Genomic DNA, 23,197 nt, shown 5'->3' on the forward strand with positions numbered 1-23,197 from the left:
TTCAGCAGATGCCCGTTCAGCTCGACCTCCAGCCGGAAGCGTGCCGCATCCTCCGGCTGCTCTCCCGTAGCGTCGCCCTCTGCCTCATCGTCGTTGCCGAGCAGGTGCAGTTGCAGGATGTCCTGAAAGGACAATCCCTGAGCACTGTCGATCCCGGCCATGGCTCGGCGGATTTGCGCCAGCAGCGCGGGGTCGAGCGCGATCCATTGCCCGCGAAAGCGCACCAGCCGCTCGTTGCGGGCCACCAGCTCGGCGAACTCGGACTCGCTCAGATCGGCATCGCCAATGGCAACACGCCAATCGAACTGGACAATCGAGTCCAGTCCGAACAGCGAGCTGCCCTTTGCGCGCTCACCCCCGCCTTCGCCTGGGCGAACCTTGGCCCGCAGCTTCGGCTTCTTGCGGGTGGCTGCTTCCCACCAAGCGGGCAGCAGCACCTGCCAACCGCCCTCCAGCAAGCGCTGGCTGTCGGTCGTCAGGAATTGCCACGCCGCCTCGTCGGAGAGCGGGCGATCCAGCACGTCATCGCGGCTTCCGCTACGCTGCCCGGCGGGCAAAATCGCGGTCAAGCGCTCCAGCCATCCGGCTGAGCGCTCACGCACATGGGCCGTCCACGCATCGGGCCATGGACCGGACGCATATCCGTCTTCGGCGAGCTGTACAGACACCAGCAGTGCCGGGTCCTGCTTGTCCTGCAACACAAGCTTGAGCTGCCACGACGGATCGTCGTTCTCCAGCTCTGGCTCCAGCAGTTGCAGAAGCGGGCGGAAGGGCGCGGTATCGGCCTTCCAGCCAATAGCGATAAGCCATGCGCGCGCATCCAGACCCCCCGCAGCCGGGTGGTTTTGGGCGAAGAGAATTGGATATTCTCTTCGCAAATCGGCGGCTTCCGCTTCGGTGCCGTACCAGCGCTGAAACACGGCGGCCGAGAACGCCGCTACCAGCCCTTCGCGCTCGTCCTTCTCCAGGCTGTCAAGCAGAGCAAGCTCTGCCGGTTTGGTGCTTTCCAGCGTTTTCCCCGATTCTAACGCCTCTAACGTCTCTCGCGCCTCCGCCGCCTCCAGTACTTCCGCATCCCAAATCCATTGTAGCTTCCCCGTCTGAAATGCTGTGAAGCTGGGCGCGTAGGCTTTCGCTTCAATGCAATGGGCAAGTAGAGGAATTAGCCGAAGCCACGGAGCATTGTCCTCGTCCCAGATCCATTCGATATGCTCCAGCAATTTGGGCTCCGTCAGAAAGGGAATCACCTGCTCCGAGGGGAGGAGGATAATATCCGTGTCCTGAACGTGTTGAATCTCCAGCTCGGTGCCATAGAAAGAAGCCTCGTGCCAAGCAAATAAACGCTGCTTCAGGATCTGGCCGGAAATGCTGTAGTTCATAGACGAATCGCCATAAATCAGCGCGTCTCCATAGGTGGTTAACTGGATGTGTATCGTAATCGTCTCCGTATATTGGTTCATGATAACAATTTCCCTTTCCGCAATTCCTCCTGTAGCGCCCGCAGGCGGCTATGACGGCTGGTGAAGGTCGCGAAGAACAGCTCCCAGCGCGGCTCTTGCTTCATTTTTTTGTATAGCTTGAACAGCCGCTTCAACAGCTTGACCGCTGCTTTATAGCTGGATCTGTTTTTTTCCAGCACATATCGTTCCACCGCCTGATGGTAAAAGGGCAGCAGCAGCTCCGGCGCGTTCTTTTCAATGGGCTGCAACACGCTCACCCGAAAATTCAAAGGCTCGGCGCGTATACTTAGCTGATAGTCAATCCATTGCCGCCATTTGTCGTGGGCAAGCAGTGCTTCTTCATACATTCCCCCGGCAAAAGGAAGCATTCCAACCAGTGTATCCCACATTTCCTGCTCTGTTTCTGGAAGATGCTGCAAAACCATATCCCAATTCTTCATATAATCGTGCAAATGATCGTCCCGATGGCTGTGGAGCAAGGGACCGATATGCCGTAGTCCGTCCTTGAGGCGCGACCATTCCTCGGCTTCACGTAAGGCATGTAAGAACAAAAGCAACTGACTCGAAGAGATTTTCAGCGGAAAAGCTTTTTCGGCCTCCTGAAGCAGCGACCAGGCTTGATCATCCTGTGACTGGTAAAAATACATCCAGCTTTGGGCCAGCATCCAGGGAAGCCGGGCCAAAGCTGTCCCAAGCTCATCCTCAGCCGTCTGCAAATGCAGTAATTCCTCTGCATATATGCTGGAAGTGGAATCTTTCTGCTGGGGACGCATCCAGTTTAGCCAAAACCGGTAGTACGCGTCTGAAAAATAAGTGCCGTTACGCGATTCTGTCAGCATTTTTCGGCGTAAATAGGCCAAGGTCTCTGCCATGCGTGCTTCTTGCATCGGTTCATTGGTTAGGGCAGGTGTTAGGACAAGCTGGCTCTCAAAATCACGCTCGATAGCTTCTTTAAGCTCATCGGCGGCGATTTGCATGTAATACCCCATATAGGAATGGGTGGGATAGCCCGGCATAGGTGACTGAGGCACCAGCTTTTCCAGCACACGCAGATGAGCGTGCAGTCCGTACAACTGTTGCATGCCGGGTGAAAGCGGCGGCTTCACAGCATAAATCGAGGCTAGAGCGCTTTGGACATATTGGGAATTTTGCGTATTCACATGGTTGAGGGCGATGCACTGATCGAACAGGTCATGCCATTCTGAGATGGGCATATCCGCTATGCGACTTGCTGTTTTGCTGAGTGTGTTCCTTGCAGCCTCCTTGCGATCCGGTGAAGGAGTGGACCGGGAAGTAGGCGCGGTGGTGCGCACGTCAATTTTTGCAGCCAACCGGGTCAAACCCGCTGAATGGGCGTTCACCAACGCATGTACGGAACGTTCCTGCACATTCGCATAATTCAGCAGTGCGGCGATCATGTGCTTGCAGTTCTTATGAACCGGACATGTACATCGACTGGCAGCAAAAGCGCTCAAGTGGAGATCTACCTCGTAAAGCTCGTTCCCATCTACGACAGCCGCGATATGGTCGGCGTCAGGCATTGTAAATTCTTTTACCTTTCCTTGCTTAAAATATTGAAAGCCACGTTTGATTGTCACGTCATTAAAATGGTCAGCTACGTTTTGGATAAGCTGCTGCCACTGTATATCATCCATAAGATAGGTTGGTTTCATATGCATTAGTCTCCTAAGAGAGAATAGTCAATCCGATGAAAGCTTAACTCTTCCATTATATCAGTTCATGACCGTAATTTGAGGTGAAGGGAGCAGATGGAAAGTTTCCATTCGGGTTGACATGCTTTCTTTTAGAGATTAAATTACTATTATAAATATAAAATAAATATTGCTAATATATTAGTGTTGATGGTCCTGTTTAGGGATTGTATGAGGAGGCAAACAAGATGTTTTATTTAACGAATATAGCAACTGATATACGCACGATATAGGTGAACTTGGAGCTACTTGGCAATCTCCAAAATCCTCCACTTTTGTATTGATAGCAGTATATACATATAGTACTATATTCTGAGAGGGTGTAGTAAGCACTCCGGAAAGGAGAACCTAAGACGATGGGGACCGCGATTGTACTTCTATTCACGGCATTAGTTAATCTCGCAGCCGCTTGGATGAATTTCCAAACAGCCACGAAAAACAACCGCCGGGTAAAGTAAAAAGCCCCTTACGTTGCAGCGTAAGAAGGCTTGAATCATCAGCAAGGTTGGGGAGCAATCCCCTTCCTGCACCCTATCATCTTATGCTTATCTTACCCTCTTCATTCTCTGTTGTAAAATATATTTTACAAATTCGAGAAACCATAAAGGAGGCATCAGTATGCAAACTGTTACCCTTATCATCGCTTTGGTCGGTCTGGTTATTTCACTGGCTGCTCTATCGCAAGCTATTAAGAATAGGAGGTAATCGCTTTGGCAAGGAATGCGCTATCTTTTAGATTTCCGGAAGAGTTCGCTGCGATGCTGCGTACCTGGTCATTTGTTACCGAAAAGGATCAAAGAACCATTTTGCAAGAAGCCTTCACAGAATATGCGAATAATCACCCAGACACCAAAGAGAAAGTCCTTCAAGTCATAAAAACGCTGAAATGACCTGTCACAAGACTTTGCCACAGAGGCATTTCTTGAATAATAGACATAAATACTTTTGAAGGCTCTCTATTAGAGGGCCTTATTTTTTTGAGCCAGTTGGATTATTATAATCATTTGTACATCTGAACACTAATGAATTACTTAAAGAGGTCGTCTAATTATGACAGGCACACCCGAACCGCTGAAATGCGATGGGAAGAAGTTAAAGAACGTTTTCCCAATGAATGGGTCGTACTTGAGGCGACCAAAGCCTATTCCAAGGATGGTCAGCGTTTCATTGAAGAAATGACCGTAATTGATACATTCGATGATTCGACTGATGCTTTTAAGCGGTATAATGAGCTGCACAGAGTAGATCCTCAGCGTGAGTATTGTTTTTTTCACACCTCTCGTGCCAAGGTTATGGCAAAAGAACGCTATGTGGGGATCAGGGGGCCTAGATGAACATTACAGAAATATATGAGCTTCCCTTTGTCAAGGTCAACGTAACATTTAGGGGAGAAGAGTTAATAAAAAAACTGGTGGAACTGGTTCACCGGCCAATCAAATTCATTTCTATAGGACATTCCCCTTTTTAAAACTTATGATATAAGATGAAATCGAAAAATTCACATGGAAAACGGAGTAGGTGGAATGGTGCTGTACAAGCGGAGCGGTCGCCTTTGCCCCCGGATTCCAAACATTGTGCGATTATTCAGGAAATCCGGGGGCAGCAGCGATGGAAGCACCATCCGCCTGCGCAGTGGCACCTCATGTACATTTCCAGTTCAACTTACTAAAATAATCCTCCAGCATCCTCAAAGACAGCTCGGCTGTAGTGGCCACCACGATATCGGCACCCTGCATTTGCGAGGGTGTTCCTACGCCGACCGCGAACATTCCTGCACTCTTGATCGCCTGGATTCCGGCCTGTGCGTCCTCTATACCGATACAGTCGGCAGGCTGAACGCCCAGATTGGCGGCTCCGGTGAGGAAGATTTCCGGGTCGGGTTTGCCATGCCGAATGGCTGTGACATCCACCATACTGTCAAAATAGTGCGTCAGCTCCAGCCTATCCAGTATAAACGCTGCATTTTTGCTCGCAGAGGCCAGCGCGATCCTGATCCTGGCGTCACGTAGCTCCGTTAGGAGCGCGCGGATTCCCGGTAATACATCTGCCGGGGTCAAGGCCGAGATGAGCCGCTGATATTCGGTATTTTTCTGTGCGGCCAGTTCCTGCTTGTCATCGGCTGAATACGCATTGGCCCGATCACCACGCGCCAGTATTTTGTCGAGTGACTCTGTACGGCTGATTCCTTTTAACTGCTCATTAAATTCCCGGTCGAAAGGAATACCCAACGTTGCCGCCAAGCTGCCCCATGCCTGAAAATGATATTCGGCGGTATCTGTAATGACTCCGTCCAAGTCAAAAATCACTGCCTTCATTTGGTTTCCCCCTGTCTGCCCGATTTATGAAACACTGTTTGTCAGTAACGGCTGCCCATGGGTAATGTGCGTTGGCTGTCCATACAGCTCCAGCGTCAGGGGTTCTCCGTCCAACAGCGTAATGATTACTTCATTTTCCTGTACGAGAATACTTAGCAGGCGACCGCGATAATTGATTTTAAACGTATATTTGCTCCAGCCCTGAGGCAGGAAGGGGGAAAAGCTCAACGTTTCGTTATATGTTCTCATTCCGGCAAAGCCTTGCACAATCGCCAGCCAGCTTCCCGTCATAGAGGTAATATGCAGTCCGTCCTCGGTGTCGTTATTATAATTATCCAGATCCAGGCGAGCCGTCCGTTTATACATCTCGACTGCTTTTTCCTCCATTTTGAGCTCAGCGGCCAGCACGGCGTGAATGGATGGGGACAGACTGGATTCATGAACGGTCATCGGCTCATAAAATGCAAAATTGCGCGCTTTTTCCTCTAGTGTGAACTGATCTCCGAAGAAATACAGACCTTGCAGCACATCCGCCTGCTTGATGAAGCAAGAACGGAGGATTTTATCCCATGACCATTTCTGATTTAGTGGCAGATGACTTGGATCAAGGGAGGATACAGGCCGCAAATCCTTATCCAGAAAGGTATCATGCTGTACGAATATGCCCCGTTCCTCATCGTAAGGATAGTACATGCGGTTGATGATATCCTGCCAATGCGCAAGCTCATCCGTGGTAACAGCCAGCTTCTCCGATTTCTCTGAAGAAATTTGAGGCAAGACCGATAATGTATATTTTAAAACCCATGCAGCCAGTGTGTTGGTATACCAGTTGTTATTGACGTTATTTTCGTATTCGTTCGGTCCGGTAACCCCGTGGATCATATACTGCTGATGGCGATGGGAAAAATGAACTCGATCCGCCCAGAAGCGGCTAATTTCGACCAGCACATCTATTCCATATTCCCGCAGATAGGCCAAGTCGCCCGTATAGTTGGTGTAGTTGTAAATGGCATACGCAATGGCCCCGTTACGGTGAATTTCCTCGAAGGTAATTTCCCATTCGTTGTGACACTCCACACCCGTAAAGGTGACCATAGGGTACAGTGCGCCTCGCAGTCCTTGCTGGGCCGCGTTATGCTTGGCACCCTCCAATTGATGGTAGCGGTATAGCAGCAGGTTTTTAGTCACGTCAGAATCTGCCAGCGCCAAATACATCGGTACAGCGTACGCTTCCGTATCCCAATACGTGGCACCGCCATATTTCTCACCCGTAAAGCCCTTCGGTCCGATGTTCAGGCGGGCGTCTTCACCGTAGTACGTAGAGAATAGCTGGAAAATGTTAAAGCGTATTCCCTGCTGGGCCTCCGTATCCCCTTCGATTTCAATATCCGCTTTGTCCCAACGTCCGGCCCAAGCCGCGATATGCTCCTGCTTAAGCAAAGCGTATCCTTTGTTCACAGCCTCCACGGCGAGACGTTCAGCTTGTGGAATCAACGCATCCTTTTCTAGGTCACGCGAGGTGGTGACGGCCACGATTTTTTGCAAATGAGCACTGTCACCCGGGGCGACGGTATATTGATAGTGGCGTGCAGCATACAAAAAGCCCTCTTCCGTCGTTTGCTGATCCTGTCCTGCGGTCACAATACCCATGGTAGCGTTTACGGTAAAACGCGGAACACCAAATGGATTATCTATCGTCGTTGTGGATAGGCTGATGAATTGCTCCTGAACCTCGCGCGCTTCCTCCAGCCAGAACACCTCATCATAGTTGGTGTCCTCATTTCTCGTATTACCGTCTAGATAAGGAACAAGCTCAATCGTTAGAGGCTGCTCGCTTAGATTGGTTGCCTGGTAATCAATCAGGCATAGTTCACGAGTGGTGATGCTTAGAAAACGTTCCGTGGTGATACGAACCTGACCGTTCACGGTACAGGCACGCCGCAGAATACCTTGCTTCATGTCCAGTTCCTGCACAAAATTACTGATGTGTGCCGTAAATAAGTCCACTTCCTGCTGGTTCACGATCAGACCGATGCCGATGAGGTTCATGGCATTGATGACCTTGCCAAAATATTCAGGGTAGCCGTTTTTCCACCAGCCGACCTTGGTTTTGTCGGGGAACCAGACACCGGAGATATAAGTTCCCTGATGATGATCACCTGAATAAGCTTCTTCAAAATTGCCGCGCATGCCCATATAACCGTTGCCTATGGACATTATGCTTTCTTGTAATCGCATGTGGGTTGTATGTAGAGTGTGGGTTGTCAGTTTCCAGTTATCTACGTCAAATAATCGGTTATAAACCATGATTGCGTACCCCTCTCGGAAAGTGAAATCGTTGCTTTAACGAAATCAGTATATGAGCGAGTTCAGTATATAGTGCAACCGATTGCCCTGTCAACGCAAAAAAACTGATTCTATGGATGTCCACAAAATCAGTTTTTGTTCATTCCTTGGAAGATAACAGCGCCTGACTGGATTTGCGTTCTACGATCCGGTGGGGAACAATGATATGCTTGGTCAGCTCCTTGGGGTCTTCGATTTTTTCGATCAGACTTTTGGCCGCCTGATAACCCAGGGTGAAGATATCAATATCTACGGAAGTAAGAGGGGGATTCATCAGCTCGGCCAGCATCAGATTGTTGAAGCTCACCATGGATAACTGCTCTGGCATGGACACACCTAGCTGAGAAAGCATTTTCTGTACTGCCATGGCTACAAGGTCGTCGCTAACGATCATCGCGGTAGGCGGCGGGGTAGCCTGCAATAACGTGCGCATGTCCTCCAGATTAAATGACTCCCTGACCACGTATTCCTTTGGTAGAGGCCAGCCCGCCTCTCGCAGCGCATCCTGGTAGCCTCGGAGTCTTTCAATATTCACGATGTGTTCATGATCACCGCCAACATAAGCAATGCGCTGATGATTCAGCCCAGTCAAATAAGTGACCACATCCTTGGCAGCTTGGTAGTTATCATTGTCTACATGGGTGGTTTCGCTGACAAATTGCTGAGGCTTACCGATTACGGTGTAAGGTATTTTTTCTTTATGAAGATACTCCACGATGCTATCTTTTTGCTTGGAGTACAGAACAATATAGCCGTCAACACGTCCGGTTCGCGTCATCAGCTTCACGCGGGATAGCAATTCATCGCTCGTTTTCCCCGTGACAATCGACAGTGTATAGTTATGCTCATTCACCCATTCACTAATCCCGCGAAGGCTTTCCGGAAAGAACGGATTTTGAAAGATTGCCACATCCGATTCAGGCATAATAATGCCAATCGACTGTGTGACACGGTTAGCCAGACTTTGAGCTGAATAGTTGGGTTCATAGCCAAGTGCCTTCATTTCTTTACGGACACGTGCCTTGGTGGCTTCGCTGATTTTGGGGCTGTCTTGAATGACACGGGATACGGTGGAAGTAGCAACATTAGCACGTTTTGCGACATCTTTGATGGTTACTGCCATCGTCTTCGTCTCCTTTTGCTATCTCAAGCAGGAAATATTATGTTCTATCATACGATATTGCTCGAAAATCAACAAATTCGCGGCTTTTTCGAGTTTTTACATCATCATTAACCAAGATACTTACAATTAGGGTATTGCCAATAGAAAGCGATATCATTATAATAATCGTGCAACCGATTGCATAATATTTATAGGGTACGAACAACGCTATACATACTATAAGGGATGGAGATTGAAGGAGCATGAAAAAACTTCTATCATTTGATTTTTGGCAAAAGCTTGGGAAAGCACTGCTTGTGGTAGTCGCCGTCATGCCAGCGGCCGGAATTATGATTTCGCTCGGTAAAGTAGTGGCGATGTTGGCTGGCGATGTTCATTTCTGGTTGACTGTCGGCGGGGTCATGGAGAATTTGGGTTGGGGTATTATCAATAATTTACACATTCTATTTGCAGTGGCGATTGGTGGTTCCTGGGCTAAGGAACGGGCGGGCGGAGCTTTTGCTGCCTTAATTGCCTTTATTCTCATTAATATTTCAACAGGAACGATTTTGGGTGTGTCCTCGAAAATGCTAACCCAGGAGGGAGCCACCACGCACACTCTTTTTGGTGCATCCATTCCGGTTAGTGGCTATTTTACCTCTGTCTTAGGGGCGCCTGCACTTAATATGGGTGTGTTTGTCGGTATCGTATCCGGATTTGTCGGGGCCGTGGTATTTAATAAGTACTACAATTACCGCAAGCTGCCAGACGCTTTAGCCTTTTTTAACGGTAAACGTTTTGTTCCTTTTGTCGTGATTTTATGGTCTGTCATCGTTAGTTTGATCATGTCTGCCATCTGGCCATTTGTCCAAGGGGGGATTAATCAGTTCGGCATTTGGTTGGCGACCTCGGGGGAATCGGCTCCTTTTGTAGCGCCATTTGTCTATGGTACACTGGAAAGACTGTTAATTCCCTTCGGACTTCACCATATGCTGACGGTTCCTATTAACTATACTCAACTTGGTGGCGTTTACACGACACTTACGGGTTCCGGGGCAGGTAGCGTTGTTGCCGGGCAAGACCCGCTGTGGCTGGCTTGGGCAAGTGACCTGAGCGCGCTTCGTGGTACCGATCCGGCAGCCTACAATAGCTTGTTGGAAGGCGTGACGCCTGCCCGTTTTAAGGTAGGACAAATGATCGGCGGAGCGGGAATCCTTATGGGACTGGCGGTGGCTATGTATCGCCGTGTAGACAAGGATAAGCGAAGCAAGTACAAGTCGATGATTTTTTCAGCCGCCGCTGCTGTCTTTTTGACAGGGGTAACGGAGCCGCTGGAATTTATGTTTATGTTCGTGGCGCCTGTGCTTTATGTGGTTTATGCTATTCTTACCGGTATTGCGTTCGGAATGGCCGACATCATACATTTGCGTTTACATTCGTTTGGTATGATTGAACTGCTGACCCGATTGCCGTTGTCTATAAATGCGGGTTTGGTGCAGGATATTATTAACTTTGTGCTGACTTGTGTGGTGTTTGCGGTAGCAACCTACTTTATCGCTTATTTTATGATCGGTAAATTCCAAATGGCTACGCCGGGAAGACTGGGGAACTATACGGATGAGGAGCCTCAGGGGACTTCCGAGGTAGGGAGTACGGAAGTAGATGGTGTGGCGGCTGTTTCCCCGCAAAATCAACTGGCTACCGATATCATCAAAACTCTTGGGGGTGAGCAGAATATTGTCGAGGTCGATGCCTGTATGACCCGTCTGCGTGTGACGGTGAAGGATACAGATGCCGTTGGGGACGAAAAGACGTGGAAAGCGCTGGGTGCCCTGGGCTTGATTAAAGTAGATAATGGGGTACAGGCGGTTTACGGACCGAAGGCCGATGTGCTCAAATCAGATATACAAGACATACTCAACAGGTGATTACTTTGAAATTGTTAACCTTAAATGTACATGCTTGGATGGAAGAAAATCAGCACGATAAGTTAAAGCAACTGGCTGCTTTTATTGATGAACAGCAGTTTGATGTCATTGCTTTGCAGGAAGTGAACCAATCCATGGAAGAGACTCCTTTGTCACCGGACGATTTGGACGCTTACTATAGAGCAGATCCTGAAGTTGTCATTAAGCGTGATAACTATGCTTATGTGCTGAACGGGCTATTGTCCGATACCTATTATTGGACGTGGGCCCCCGCACATATCGGCTTTGCCAAATACGATGAGGGCTTGGCGATTTTGTCCAAAACACCGATTACAGACACGGTGAGCGAATATGTTTCCTCGCTACGGGACTATGACAACTACCGCTCCCGCAAAATTGTGGGCGTGCAAACTGCGGTGGATGGAGTATCGGCATGGTTTGTAAGCGGACATTATAACTGGTGGAATGATGAAGAATCCTTCCGTGGACTATGGGACCGTACAACGGAGGTGTTGAATCCTTTTGCACCGACGCCTGTTTTTATGATGGGTGATTTCAACAATGCGGCTGAAGTGCGCGAGGAAGGGTATGACTATGTGCTGCAATCCGGCTGGTCGGATACCTATCCGAACGCAACGGTACGTGATGAAGGCCACACGGTCATCAAAGCCATTGCAGGCTGGGAAAGTAACGCCAAACCACTGCGGATTGACTATATTTTTTCCAACAAGCCCGTACAGGTTCAATCTTCAACCGTCGTGCTGAACGGAAAAACGGGATCAGTCGTATCCGATCATTTCGGGGTTGCAGTTGAATTGGAGCCTAATTATAGATAAAGGAACAGGCTGCCTGCTTATGCAAGTGGCCTTTTTCTCGAGGATTTCGACTTTAACCGAATGAAGTATTGGATAGCGATAGAACCGTTTTTCTGATTGCTCCTGATTATGCATGAAGGGCTCAAATCAAGGTAGGATGAATATGAAGTAAGCAGGGCACAAGGGGAGTGAGTTCTCCCATAGGATACGCAGATGTGTTCCTTGCTGTGCCTAATTCTGTACCCTTTAAGCGGGGAATCCCCCTCCTGGCGGCGGCCAAGCTCCATAGATACGGCGTAGCAACACGATTTCGCCCAAATGATATGAGTTGTGGGAAGCGATATTCCGCAGCAGCCCTGCCTTCGTTTCACCGGGGAAATGGGGGAGTGAATCATCCAGTTGTGCAGTTTCTGCAATCTTTACAGCCTGATCTACGCCCTGCAAAAATTCCTTAATAACTGCCTGCCATGCTTCTTCACTTTGCGGTTCGGTTTCTTCAGGCCAGCTTTCCATTACATTGCCCGGAAGCTGGGGCTTCCGACCTTCCAAATGCTCCAGCATAAATTGCTGCCAGTAGCTCATATGCTTCAACAGTTGATAAATACTGTAGGGCATTTCTGCATTTTTCTTCCCTGCCAGCTCGATGTGGATATCCTGTAAAGCCCGAGCCACTCGAATATGTCCACGTTCACCGACCAGCGATTTAACCAGTGCTTGACCGAATAATTGGTTTGCATCCGACATGTAAGATCATCCCTTTCATAAAAGCTTGTTCTCATTTTACGATTATACAATTAAATTTTTGGAAATGGAAATTCTATAAGCTGCACTAAAGATGCGTACGACCCAGATTTCTTTATTCAATTTATAAAGGTTGAATCCGGGTAAGTAATTTTCGTCTTTAGTTCAGCTTATCTAGCATGGTTTGCGAGGGGATACAGGATTTTTTTCAAAAAGCAGTTGATAATTATTCTCAATATAGCTACAATAAAATTGTTTCATAAGAAACAAAATATCATGAACGATTATGATTTTTATTTAGATACGAAAATGTTAAAGGGGAGCTTTTCGCATCTTTATATTGTTTCTTTTGAAACAAAATGGTGGTGGGATTATACTTTCATACAAAGGAGCGTGAGACATGGATTATGAAGTGATTATAGTGGGTGGCGGTCCTGTCGGGATGTGGCTGGCTGCTGAGCTGGCATTGGCAAAGGTGAGTGTTTGTGTGATTGAGCGATTAGAGGAAACAAGTCCCTACTCGCGCGCACTTACGTTACATCCTCGGACGCTGGAGATGTTTGATATGCGTGGATTGAAGGAGCGATTCATGGAGCACGGCAAGCCCATAAGTACGGGACATTTTGCCATGCTGGATACACGTCTGGACTTTTCGGTGCTTGACAGCTCCTCGAATTATACCTTGTTTATCCCGCAGGAGATCACCGAGCAGGTACTGGAGGAACATGCGACAAAGCTGGGGGTTGTGATCCGACGTGGTGAAGAAGTGGTGTCTGTGCGGGAACAGGATCAGGGTGTAGAGGTCGTCAGTGTCCGCGCATCCGGTCCGCATGCGAATGTGTCGGTGATGACAGCGGCTTATGTCGTAGGAGCCGATGGGGCGGGAAGTACCGTGCGCAAGCAGGCAGGTATTGCTTTTCCCGGCACGGATACTACTCTGACCGCTGTATTAGCGGATGTAGAGCTGGCCGTTCCTCCTGAAAATGGAATACGTTCCGAATACACAGAGCGGGGTGGGGTGATGATTGCCCCCGTTTCTCCGGATATTTACCGGGTTATTTTGACTACCCCCCATCTGATGCACGTCCCGAAAGACGTACCTGTAACGCTGGAAGAGATTCAGACAGAACTGCGCTATCTTCTCGGTACAGACCTTGGAGCGTCTAATCCCCGCTGGTTGTCCCGATTCGGGAATGCTACGCGGCAGGCCGAAACATATCGCAAGGGCAGAATCCTGCTGGCTGGCGATGCTGCACATATTCATTTCCCGGCAGGTGGACAGGGCATGAATGTGGGTTTGCAGGAGGCGACGAATTTGGGATGGAAACTGGCAGGAGTAATTAACGGCTGGGCTGCGGACACGCTGTTGGATAGCTACCATGGCGAACGCTACCCTATTAATACACAGTTCTTGCGGAATACGGAGATTCAGACCAGCCTGTTGGATTTTACGACTGCTGTACTGGCTCACCGTCAGTTGCTAGAGAAATGGTTCCGTCATACGGAAATCAACCGTTCTATGGCGGAGCAAATTAGTGCGTTGGATGTAGGTTATCCGGCGGCTGAGGGTATGCCGCAGCATCCTCTGAACGGGAAGCGGTTTGCCGATTTCCAACTACGGCTGTCTGACGGAACGAAACCGTATGCATACGATCTTTTTCATGAGGGCCGTTTTGTGCTGCTTCATCTTGCTCAGGATGCCAAGATAGCGAATGAGCTTCACAAAATTGCACTTTCGCATATCTCATATGTAGAGGCTGTAGCCGAAGAAGCGCCTGTGGGATGGAGTGATGTGCATACGGTTCTGATTCGTCCAGACGGTTATATTGCATGGGCTATTTCCTTGGAACAGACGGACGTGCTGAGAACCATCGGGGAAGGTATCGCGAGCTGGTGTAGCGGAGAACCCGTATTGCTATAACCATATTGTTTCTTGCGAAACAAATTTAAGCTATAATGAAAGGAGGAGTATGCCAAAGGAGTGACCACCGTTTGTATGGAAAAAGCCACAACCATTCAGCACGTCTATGACCTGCTTATCAAAACTAACCATCAACTGGAGCAGTATCATCAGAGAGAGAGTATGTCTTTTCTCGAAGAAGTCCACGAGCATTTTGACGGGGTAGCTTCGCTCAATTTGACCGATATTCACGTTATTGACTGTATTGGAAGGCATGAGCCGATTAATGTTACGACATTAGCGGATCGGATTGAGCTGAGCAAAGGTACAGTTTCGAAAGTCAGCACCAAGCTGCTCAAGGAAGGCTGGATTCGCAGAACCCAGCTTAACGACAACAAAAAAGAAATTTACTTTCGTCTAACCCCGTTGGGTAAAAAGCTCTTTCTTGTGCATGAGCGGCTTCACAATAAAGTACAGCATCAGTTGCTTCAATTTTTAGATCGTTACAGTACGGAGGAATTAAATGTCTTGAAACGCTTGTTGTCCGATGGTGTCGGTTTTTTGGGTGCAATGGAACGCCATGACAAGAGTGAGGAACCAAAAGACTAGAAGATGATCGGCATTTTTTTAACAAAATGGCATCTGCGTAACCCTTCTCATGTGGCGGACAAATTAGGGGATATGCAGGTGCTTTTCTAATGCAATAGCCTTTTGGCCTCCATATAGAACACCTGTACAAATTTCTTCGTATTAATACGGGCTTGAGACAGCGAGGGCTCCACATTGTTTTGCAGCTCCAGCATTTTTTTGCGGATTTCTGTAAAATCAAAAAATTTGGACGCATAATTTTCAAATTTAGGGTGAGTGTAATCCGTCAATCCGAGCGACACGATATGGCTTAGTGTCTGGAAAATAGCGCGACGGACGCGCTGCTCAGATGCCTTGATTTCCTTGCTCAGCTCTGCCGCAGAAGCCGAGTTTCCCAGCCGTTTCAAGGCTACATTCGCGAAGATATCCTTCAGCGGCGGGAACATGCAGGGGGACAGGTTACCGGTTTCCTCCTCATACTGATCCAGATATTCCAGCATGTCCAGCAGATCCATACTCCCCGCTTCGCCGATCATTCCCATTTCGGAGAGCAGAAATTGTCCGGAGGTTGTGATTTTTTTGGTAGGTTCGGCGGTTGTCGATGGTCCTGTCGATGCGAACATCGATAGTCCCTGTAGCGTGCGCTGGATATCTGTGATCGATTGCTGCATACGCAAACGTTCGGACACCTTATGAATCACCGCAATAATTTCCAGCCGATTCAAGGGCTTGGCAATGTAGTATTCAATACCGAGTGAGTAGGCCTCGCCGATCATATTTTTGGATTCAATGCGGGAAATCATAATGATTTTGCCGCTGAATTGATCACCGAGCGCGCGTACCGTCTGAATGCCATCACGAATCGGCATCAGCAGGTCAATGAGTAATATATCAATCCGGTTAAGCTCCAGTAGATCGCTGTTCACATAGGAACCGTCCTCCGCTTCCCCGATAACCTCACCTAAACCTTCATCTTCAATAATGTCTGCCAGCATAGAACGAATTCCCTGATCGTCATCCACAATATAAAAACGCATCCGGGCTATCTTCCTTTCTCCGTCAGTTTCCGTAAAGGCAATGTGACTGTAAAAGTGGTCCGTACCCTGTCTGTGTGTTCTTCTTCATGCTGTTGCAGCACAATCGTTCCTTCGAGGCTCTCCGCGACCTCGCGCACATAAAACAATCCCATACCGGTCGAAGGCTGTCCTTCATCATCATACTTGGTTGTATACCCCGGTGTGAAGACCATTTCCCGTTTGCGCTGAGGAATCCCCGGGCCGTTGTCCGTAACGCTAAAGGTCACTGTGTCCTCTTTTCCCGGTAGAAACCGAATGGAAACGTCAATGCTTCCGCTGTCCTTCATCGCTTCAACCGCATTGGCTGTCAGGTTATTAATGAGTGTCAAAACCGTATAAACATGCAACTTCGGCAGTAAAGAGTCAACATGCAGGGTGAAATGAATAGGCTTGTCCAGCGCTTGGGCATATTTGCGGTTCGTTCGGACGATCAGCTCCCCAAGCTCCCGAGAAGGCATGTAATGCACTCCGCTTTCCGCATCAATCAGCTTGGACAACCCGGCATAAATCCGTTGACTGTCTTTTTTGATCTCATGAACCTGTCCGGAAATACGAAGCGCCTGTCTGGCGTAGTGGTCCCTGTCTTCCAAGGATTCAGCCTGCTGCAACTCCCGGTATAGCTCGTAGCTTTCACGGGTGATCTGCTCAGTATCCGACAGGGTCTTGCCGAGCTGGACAGACTCCTCGTACAGATCCGATACCAGAAGCAGAATCCGTTCGGTCTGCTCTCTTTGCGCCTCTTCATGCTGAACGGACTGCTTCAGGCGAATGATATTATAGAACCCGAGCACGAAGAAGCTGCGGATCATGGCGATAAGCACCACCTTGCCCATCTTGATGATGTCCCAGAATTCCCCGTCAATGCTCCGCCGGACGCTAAGTTCCGCCACGCTTGCCACAACCTCAATACCCACGGAGAGGATGCCCACCCGGAGAGCGCGGTAAGGCTCGGCATTAATGTTAAGGACCTGAAATAGCAGGCCGTAGACCATGTAATAAAAAAAGGTAGGCCCGTGCAGGGTTACCAGCTCTTCGAAGGCAGGACCGGGATGTGTGAAATAACTAAGTGAGATGCGAAAGGCCACCACGGCTAAGCCAGTAAGCAGTCCCGATACAGCGGGCGGAATATGACGAATAGATAGCAGAAAGAAAAAAAATACTGGTGTGCCGAAGCTGAGACGAAATGTATTAGAGAACGGGTGAATATTTAGCTCGCCCGCCAGCGGTACGAACACAAGCATAAGCAGGAAAAGGAGGATATTCAGCTTCATAATTATTCACCTCCTGTGTATTCGATCCGAAAGACAATGTGAGATAAATTCACAATTCAACATTAAAGTGGTGAATTTATTGAAAAAAAACAAATACAGGTGTAGATAATTGTCGGTTTTTATAGTTCGGATTGTAGTATAAATAACATCATTTGAATATTAAGAACAGTATACTGAAAAAATATACAAATCGGCCAGGGGGGAGACACGAAGTGAAAAAGATTAATTTGACGATCCAAATCTTTATCGGACTGGCTTTAGGTATTATTATTGGTGCCTTATTTTACGGCAATTCAGGGGTGGAAGTCTACTTAAAGCCGATCGGCGATATTTTTATCCGGTTGATTAAGATGATTGTCGTGCCTATTGTGATCTCAACTCTCATTATCGGCGTAGCTGGCGTCGGGGATATAAAAAAATTGGGTAAACTCGGCGGGAAGTCTATTATCTACTTTGAAATCGTAACGACAATTGCCATCCTTTTCGGACTGCTCGTTGCCAATCTGGTTCGGCCCGGAGATGGCGTGGATATGTCCCATCTGGCCAAGAGCGATATCCATAGCTATGTGGAGACAGCAGAAAAGTCAGGCCACAGCTTTATGGATACGATTGTGCATATTGTGCCTACTAATATTTTTCAAGCGCTGGGCGAAGGGGATATGCTGGCTATTATCTTCTTCTCCGTCTTGTTCGGACTAGGGGTAGCGGCGATTGGTAACAAGGGCAAGCCTGTGCTGAATTTCTTCGAAGGTGTAGCCGACGCCATGTTCTGGGTAACCAATCAGGTTATGCGCTTGGCTCCTTTTGGTGTATTTGCGCTGATCGGAACGACAGTGGCCAAGTTTGGACTGGCTTCGTTGTGGCCGTTATTGAAGCTTGTTTTGTCTATATACGGCTCCATGCTGCTATTCATTGTGATTGTTTTTGGAATTATCGCCAAGCTTTGCGGTACTCGTCTCTGGACTATGATTAAAATTTTGAAAAGCGAGCTGCTGCTGGCTTACTCGACCGCCAGCTCGGAGAGTGTCCTGCCCAAGATCATGGAGAAGATGGAGAAGTTCGGATGTCCGAAAGGAATTACTTCCTTTGTCATTCCGATAGGATATTCCTTTAATCAGGACGGTTCCACCTTGTATCAGGCGCTGGCTGCGATCTTCATCGCCCAGATGTATGGTATTGATCTGCCGATCACTACACAGATCACGCTGGTGCTAGTGCTGATTATTTCTTCCAAAGGTATGGCAGGTGTGCCGGGCGCTTCCTTTGTAGTTTTGCTCGCTACACTGGGATCAGTGAACCTTCCGCTGGAAGGCTTGGCCTTTATCGCTGGTATTGATCGTATTCTGGATATGGCGCGTACGGTAGTCAATGTATTAGGCAACTCGCTTGCCGCCGTGGTCATGTCCAAATGGGAAGGCGAATACGATAAGGAAAAAGGCGAGGAATATGTTGCTTCTTTGAAATAAAATCGAATAAACCGAATATTTGCCGAAAAGAACACTCTTGCAGAGTAAGTGCGAGGGTGTTCTTTTCGTTTCCAGACCTGTGAAGGTTCTCCCTTATTCGACATTTTTAGATAATTTATTTATGTATATTTGGGTGTATAGTCTTAAAAAATGGTTCTTATTACCTAATTAATTTCAATTCTATTTATAATGATTATTGATAATATTCCGATATAAAATATACCGTTTCAAACATTGGTTCAGAAGGGAAGATCATATCATGTTTTTCAAAAAAAACGAGGCTCAATCATTTGCTCCTTTAGTGGAAGAAAGCCGCAAATTGTTGCAAAAAATACAGCAGAAGGACTATTCTGCCGCAATACAACTATCCACTGCATCTACCGAGGTTCAGGAAATCGCAAACAATGTCAACCAAGCGCTTGAATCCATCAAAAACGAAGCTCGAAACATCGACATTCGTCTGAAACTCGTCACCAAGGCGATTGAAGTCGGCTTATGGGATATGGAGGTCATTGCAGGTGATCCTGTGAATCCAAACAATACGTTCACATGGACAGATGAATTCCGCTCCATGTTGGGGTATCAGAGCGAAAAAGATTTCCCAAATGTATTGGATAGCTGGGCATCCCGGTTACATCCGGAGGATTATGACTGGGTATTGGCAGCGCTGGCTGATCATTTGCTGGATCATACGGGTAAGACTCCTTATGACATTCAGTATCGCTTAAAGCTGAAGCATGGCGAATACCGTTGGTTCCGTGCGACTGGAACAACGATTCGTGATCATCAGGGAGTACCGCTTCGGATTGCTGGTGCTTTGCTGGATGTGCACGATCAGAAGATTAAGTCCGAGGTACTGGAAGCCATGGTTACAAGGTATGACCTTGTTAACCGTGTATTAATCGAAGCTCCATACGACATCATCCTGGTTGAAGGAGATATAGAGAATCCAAATAGTGAATTTTGGTGGTCACCGCAATTTCGCAAAACGATGGGCTTTAGTGATGAGAAGGACTTCCCGAGTAAGCTTAGCAGTTGGAGTTCACGCTTGCATCCAGATGACGTTGAAATAGCGTTTAAAGCGTTGAACGACCATTTGAATGATTTTTCAGATCGCACTCCCTATGAAGTAACTTGCCGCTTGCAGAATAAAAATGGCGAATACCGCTGGTATTATAATAGTGGGAGAAGCATACGTGACAGTAAGGGAGTGCCAATTCGTATGGCAGGTACTATCCGTGATGTAACGATGGAGAAGCAAAAGCAGGCTGTTGCAGACGAGCTCACGCTCAAAATACAACATCTCTCCGATTCCATCGCGGAGATGGTGAATGGTGTCAACTCGGTTAGTAATCAGGCGCAGGAGCTGGCTACGGCCCAAGAGCAATCGACTGAGGCGGCTAATCAGGCCAAAGTCAGCGCGGAAGAGACACAAAACATTTCCAACTTCATTAAAGAGATTGCCAATCAAACGAATCTACTTGGGCTGAATGCGGCGATCGAGGCATCCCGTGCGGGTGAACAGGGACGCGGTTTTGCTGTAGTTGCGGATGAAGTAAGGAAGCTTGCCATTCACAGCGCCGATGCGACCGGAAATATTGAGACCAGTCTGGACGAAATGAAGACGCTCATCGAGCGGATTTTGCATAACATCGGCAACATGTCTACGTTGACGCAGACACAGGCCGCGCTCACGCAGCAGGTGAATGCATCTACGGACGAGATTAACAGCATGTCCAAAGCATTGCTTGATTTTGCGAGAACGATGTAAGGGTTTATACAGGAATAAGGTCGGGCATTAGGCTTGGCCTCTTTACTGTTTTTGGAAGAACCATTATACTTTTCGGAGATAGATTTAAAAAGTTACCTCATCATAACTTGTGTGGAAAAGAGGAATATACTTGAGTTTGATCAGTTCAATATTGGTGGGAATTGTTGCTCTGGAGCATGTGTACATTTTAATTTTGGAAATGTTTTTGTGGACGACTCCACGGGCGATTCGCACGTTCGGCACCTCCAAGGAGCTGGCGGGAGCGACCAAGTCACTGGCTGCAAATCAAGGGTTGTACAACGGGTTTCTGGCAGCTGGATTGGTGTGGGGCTTATGCTATCCGGACACTGTGATCGGCTGGCAAATTCAGCTGTTCTTTGTCATTTGCGTGGTGGTGGCTGCGGTGTATGGTGCATTGACGTCCAATAAGTCTATTTTATTAAAGCAAGGATTACCCGCCATACTGGCATTAATCAGTTTGCTGGTCTTCTAAAAGGCACTCTTAACGGGTGTCTTTTTTGCTGAATTCGATCACATAATGTCTGAACTTCTAATGAAAAGGGGAATAGGTAGTTTTTAATTGATTGTAAATCCGATTATTCCGATTTATAATATTTTTTATTACACACTTAGAGAACTCGGAGGCTAGAGACATGCGGCGTAATTGGACTGGTGTATTTGTATTGATCATATTAATGTTGGTGGTAAGTGCCTGCTCTGGCGGGAATTCCGGTTCTTCGTCTGCGACAAATGATAGTGCAGCGAATACAAATGCTACGACAGTTGATAACGGGCAGCCCAAAGATGGCGGTAGCCTGATCATCGGTGTACAAGCCGATCCGGTGGTGCTGAACCCGAACTATGCGGGTGACCGGGTGAGTCTGACGATAGATCAGGCGATCTTCGCACCTTTGTTTCAGGTGAACAACGGCAAGAAGACATTCTATCTGGCAGATAGCCTGACTCCTTCGGCAGACAAGCTGACGTACACGCTGAAGCTGAAAAAGAATCTGACCTGGCATGATGGCGAAAAGCTGACGGCTGACGATGTTGTGTTCACGATCAATAAAATTTTGGACGAGAAGCAGCACAGCTTTTTGAGAAGTAATTTCATGATCAACGGCAAGCCGGTTCAGGTGAGCAAGGTTGATGATACCACGGTGGATTTCAAGCTTCCGCAGGCAGCTCCTGCTTTTGAGGCGGCACTGGTACAGGTATCCCCGATTCCGAAGCATATTTTCGAGAACGAAGCGGATATTGAGAAAAGCACCAAAAACAACACTCCTGTCGGATCGGGTCCTTTCAAATTCAAGGAATACAAAACCGGCGAGTACGTTTCGCTGGAACGGTTCGATAACTATTTTGGCGGTAAGCCGCATCTGGACTCTGTCACGTACCGAATTGTGAAGGATTCGAATGCTGCGAGTTTGGCGCTCCAGAATGGCGAAATCAATGTTAACTATGTAGACCCGCAAAATGTGGAGACGATTAAAGCAACCGGGAAGTTCGACATTTTCCCATACAGCGAAGGTCGTTTGGCTTATCTGATGTTTAATGAGAACAGCGACACAAAGCAGTTGAACAAAAAAGAAGTGCGTCAGGCGCTTTCATATGCGCTGAATCAGGATGAGTTGATTCAAGTATCTTATGGCTCCAAGGATTATGCTGATTCCGCGAAGTCTGCTTTGACACAGGACGTGCTGTATCACACGAACGATGTTCCATTTTTCAATAATGATGTGAATAAGGCGAAAGAACTGCTGAAATCGGCTGGTGCTGAAGGACTGAAACTGCGCATTATTATTCCGGGCGGTAATAAGGTACAAGAGGCACAGGCGCTGTACATTCAACAGAAGTTCAAGGATATCGGCGTGCAGTTGGATGTAAACAGCATGGATTCCTCGGCTTGGTCACAGAAATTCGTTGATACGAATGCCAAGGACTACGATCTGGCAATCAGCGGCTACATTATGGGCTATGACCCGGACGCGTACCGTATTTTGTACAACACCGGATCTTCCTCCAACTATTCGCATTATTCCAACAAGGAAGTGGATAAGCTGCTGGAAGAGGGCGCGGGAGAGTCGGATACGACCAAACGTGGAGAAATCTATAAAAAGATACAGGAGCTTTTGGCTGATGATGCCGTCATCTACCCGATTGCTTACACCAAAACGATAGTGGCGTTCGACAAGCAGTATGGCGGTATTGATCAGGCTGTGCTGAAACCGGTCGTGATTTTCGAAGATTTGTCCAAAATATATCACAAATAAGACAGGGTTTTCAAAAAATAAGCTGGGAGAACCAGCTTATTTTTTTCGAGAACAGCAAGGGGAAGAGAAACGTATGAGACAACTCATCGCCAGAAGATTGCTGCAAGTTATACCGATGCTATTTTTTGTATCCATCGTCTGCTTCGGCTTGATCAAGCTGGCTCCAGGTGATCCGGTTCTCTCTTTTGTTACACCGAATATGCATCTGGAAGATATCGAGCGTATGAGGCACAGCTTGGGGCTGGATCAGCCTGCTTATGTGCAGTACATGTTGTGGCTCAAAAAAAGCCTGACGGGTGATCTGGGCTATTCGCTCATTAATCACCAGCCGGTACTGGATCAGATTCTGGATCGCCTCCCGGCTACCGCCGGATTAATGGGTGCATCCATTGTACTGGCTGTCCTGATTGCGATTCCACTCGGCTTGACGGCT

Annotated in this window: 19 protein-coding genes; 11 read left to right on the forward strand and 8 right to left on the reverse strand. The window is 47.9% G+C overall.

Features of this window, described 5'->3' with window-relative positions:
- Positions 1-1,460, reverse strand: a 1,460-nt coding sequence (locus L696_RS0126540) for an SNF2 helicase-associated domain-containing protein (protein ID WP_025686340.1), incomplete at its 3' end; no start/stop codon positions are given.
- Positions 1,457-3,133 (reverse strand): SWIM zinc finger family protein, encoded by a 1,677-nt coding sequence (locus L696_RS0126545; RefSeq protein WP_025686341.1) that lies wholly within the window; start codon positions 3,131-3,133, stop codon positions 1,457-1,459. The genes L696_RS0126540 and L696_RS0126545, both read right to left, overlap by 4 nt.
- A 749-nt stretch (positions 3,134-3,882) precedes the next feature.
- On the opposite strand from L696_RS0126545, the gene L696_RS0126560 reads away from it, so the two are divergent.
- On the forward strand, positions 3,883-4,062 hold the full coding sequence (locus L696_RS0126560; RefSeq protein WP_025686342.1) for a hypothetical protein: 180 nt from the start codon (positions 3,883-3,885) through the stop codon (positions 4,060-4,062).
- A 186-nt stretch (positions 4,063-4,248) separates the two neighbouring features.
- A complete protein-coding gene (locus L696_RS0126565) occupies positions 4,249-4,506 on the forward strand; it encodes a hypothetical protein (protein ID WP_025686343.1) in 258 nt (85 codons plus the stop codon).
- 306 nt (positions 4,507-4,812) lie between these two features.
- Here L696_RS0126565 and pgmB read toward each other — a convergent pair whose 3' ends face one another.
- The 3 genes from pgmB to L696_RS0126585 form a co-directional block, all read right to left on the reverse strand.
- Positions 4,813-5,487 carry a beta-phosphoglucomutase gene (pgmB, locus tag L696_RS0126575; RefSeq protein ID WP_025686344.1) on the reverse strand — a complete coding sequence of 225 codons (675 nt, stop codon included), beginning with the start codon at positions 5,485-5,487 and terminating at the stop codon, positions 4,813-4,815.
- A gap of 24 nt (positions 5,488-5,511) precedes the next feature.
- Positions 5,512-7,794, reverse strand: coding sequence for a glycoside hydrolase family 65 protein (locus L696_RS0126580; RefSeq protein WP_025686345.1), 2,283 nt, complete (start codon positions 7,792-7,794; stop codon positions 5,512-5,514).
- Positions 7,795-7,933: 139 nt separating this feature from the next.
- Positions 7,934-8,956, reverse strand: coding sequence for a LacI family DNA-binding transcriptional regulator (locus L696_RS0126585; RefSeq protein ID WP_025686346.1), 1,023 nt, complete (start codon positions 8,954-8,956; stop codon positions 7,934-7,936).
- Between the two features lie 242 nt (positions 8,957-9,198).
- Between L696_RS0126585 and L696_RS0126590 the strand changes: the two genes are divergently transcribed.
- Positions 9,199-10,863, forward strand: a complete 1,665-nt coding sequence (locus L696_RS0126590) for a PTS transporter subunit IIBC (protein ID WP_025686347.1) — start codon at positions 9,199-9,201, stop codon at positions 10,861-10,863.
- Positions 10,864-10,868: 5 nt separating this feature from the next.
- A complete protein-coding gene (locus L696_RS0126595; RefSeq protein WP_025686348.1) occupies positions 10,869-11,699 on the forward strand; it encodes an endonuclease/exonuclease/phosphatase family protein in 831 nt (276 codons plus the stop codon).
- Positions 11,700-11,924: 225 nt separating this feature from the next.
- Here the strand turns inward: L696_RS0126595 and L696_RS0126600 are convergent, their stop codons facing one another.
- Positions 11,925-12,422, reverse strand: a complete 498-nt coding sequence (locus tag L696_RS0126600; RefSeq protein ID WP_025686349.1) for a DinB family protein — start codon at positions 12,420-12,422, stop codon at positions 11,925-11,927.
- A 397-nt stretch (positions 12,423-12,819) separates the two neighbouring features.
- Here L696_RS0126600 and L696_RS0126605 point away from each other — a divergent pair, with 397 nt between their 5' ends.
- Both L696_RS0126605 and L696_RS0126610 read left to right on the forward strand, forming a co-directional pair.
- On the forward strand, positions 12,820-14,340 hold the full coding sequence (locus tag L696_RS0126605; RefSeq protein ID WP_025686350.1) for a monooxygenase: 1,521 nt from the start codon (positions 12,820-12,822) through the stop codon (positions 14,338-14,340).
- Between the two features lie 75 nt (positions 14,341-14,415).
- Positions 14,416-14,928 carry a MarR family transcriptional regulator gene (locus tag L696_RS0126610; RefSeq protein WP_025686351.1) on the forward strand — a complete coding sequence of 171 codons (513 nt, stop codon included), beginning with the start codon at positions 14,416-14,418 and terminating at the stop codon, positions 14,926-14,928.
- 86 nt (positions 14,929-15,014) lie between these two features.
- Here L696_RS0126610 and L696_RS0126615 read toward each other — a convergent pair whose 3' ends face one another.
- On the reverse strand, positions 15,015-15,944 hold the full coding sequence (locus L696_RS0126615; protein WP_025686352.1) for a response regulator: 930 nt from the start codon (positions 15,942-15,944) through the stop codon (positions 15,015-15,017).
- Between the two features lie 5 nt (positions 15,945-15,949).
- On the reverse strand, positions 15,950-17,254 hold the full coding sequence (locus L696_RS0126620) for a sensor histidine kinase (RefSeq protein ID WP_025686353.1): 1,305 nt from the start codon (positions 17,252-17,254) through the stop codon (positions 15,950-15,952).
- A 212-nt stretch (positions 17,255-17,466) separates the two neighbouring features.
- Between L696_RS0126620 and L696_RS0126625 the strand changes: the two genes are divergently transcribed.
- From L696_RS0126625 to L696_RS0126645, 5 genes are all read left to right on the forward strand, one after another.
- A complete protein-coding gene (locus L696_RS0126625) occupies positions 17,467-18,720 on the forward strand; it encodes a cation:dicarboxylate symporter family transporter (RefSeq protein WP_025686354.1) in 1,254 nt (417 codons plus the stop codon).
- A 259-nt stretch (positions 18,721-18,979) separates the two neighbouring features.
- On the forward strand, positions 18,980-20,491 hold the full coding sequence (locus L696_RS0126630) for a methyl-accepting chemotaxis protein (protein WP_025686355.1): 1,512 nt from the start codon (positions 18,980-18,982) through the stop codon (positions 20,489-20,491).
- A gap of 130 nt (positions 20,492-20,621) precedes the next feature.
- Positions 20,622-20,984, forward strand: coding sequence for a DUF1304 domain-containing protein (locus tag L696_RS0126635; protein ID WP_025686356.1), 363 nt, complete (start codon positions 20,622-20,624; stop codon positions 20,982-20,984).
- A gap of 160 nt (positions 20,985-21,144) precedes the next feature.
- Complete coding sequence (locus L696_RS0126640; protein ID WP_025686357.1) at positions 21,145-22,764, forward strand: ABC transporter substrate-binding protein; 1,620 nt, start codon at positions 21,145-21,147, stop codon at positions 22,762-22,764.
- Positions 22,765-22,837: 73 nt separating this feature from the next.
- The coding region (locus tag L696_RS0126645; protein WP_025686358.1) for an ABC transporter permease at positions 22,838-23,197 on the forward strand (360 nt) is incomplete at its 3' end.

The sequence above is a fragment of the Paenibacillus maysiensis genome (assembly GCF_000520815.1).
GTDB lineage: Bacteria > Bacillota > Bacilli > Paenibacillales > Paenibacillaceae > Paenibacillus > Paenibacillus maysiensis.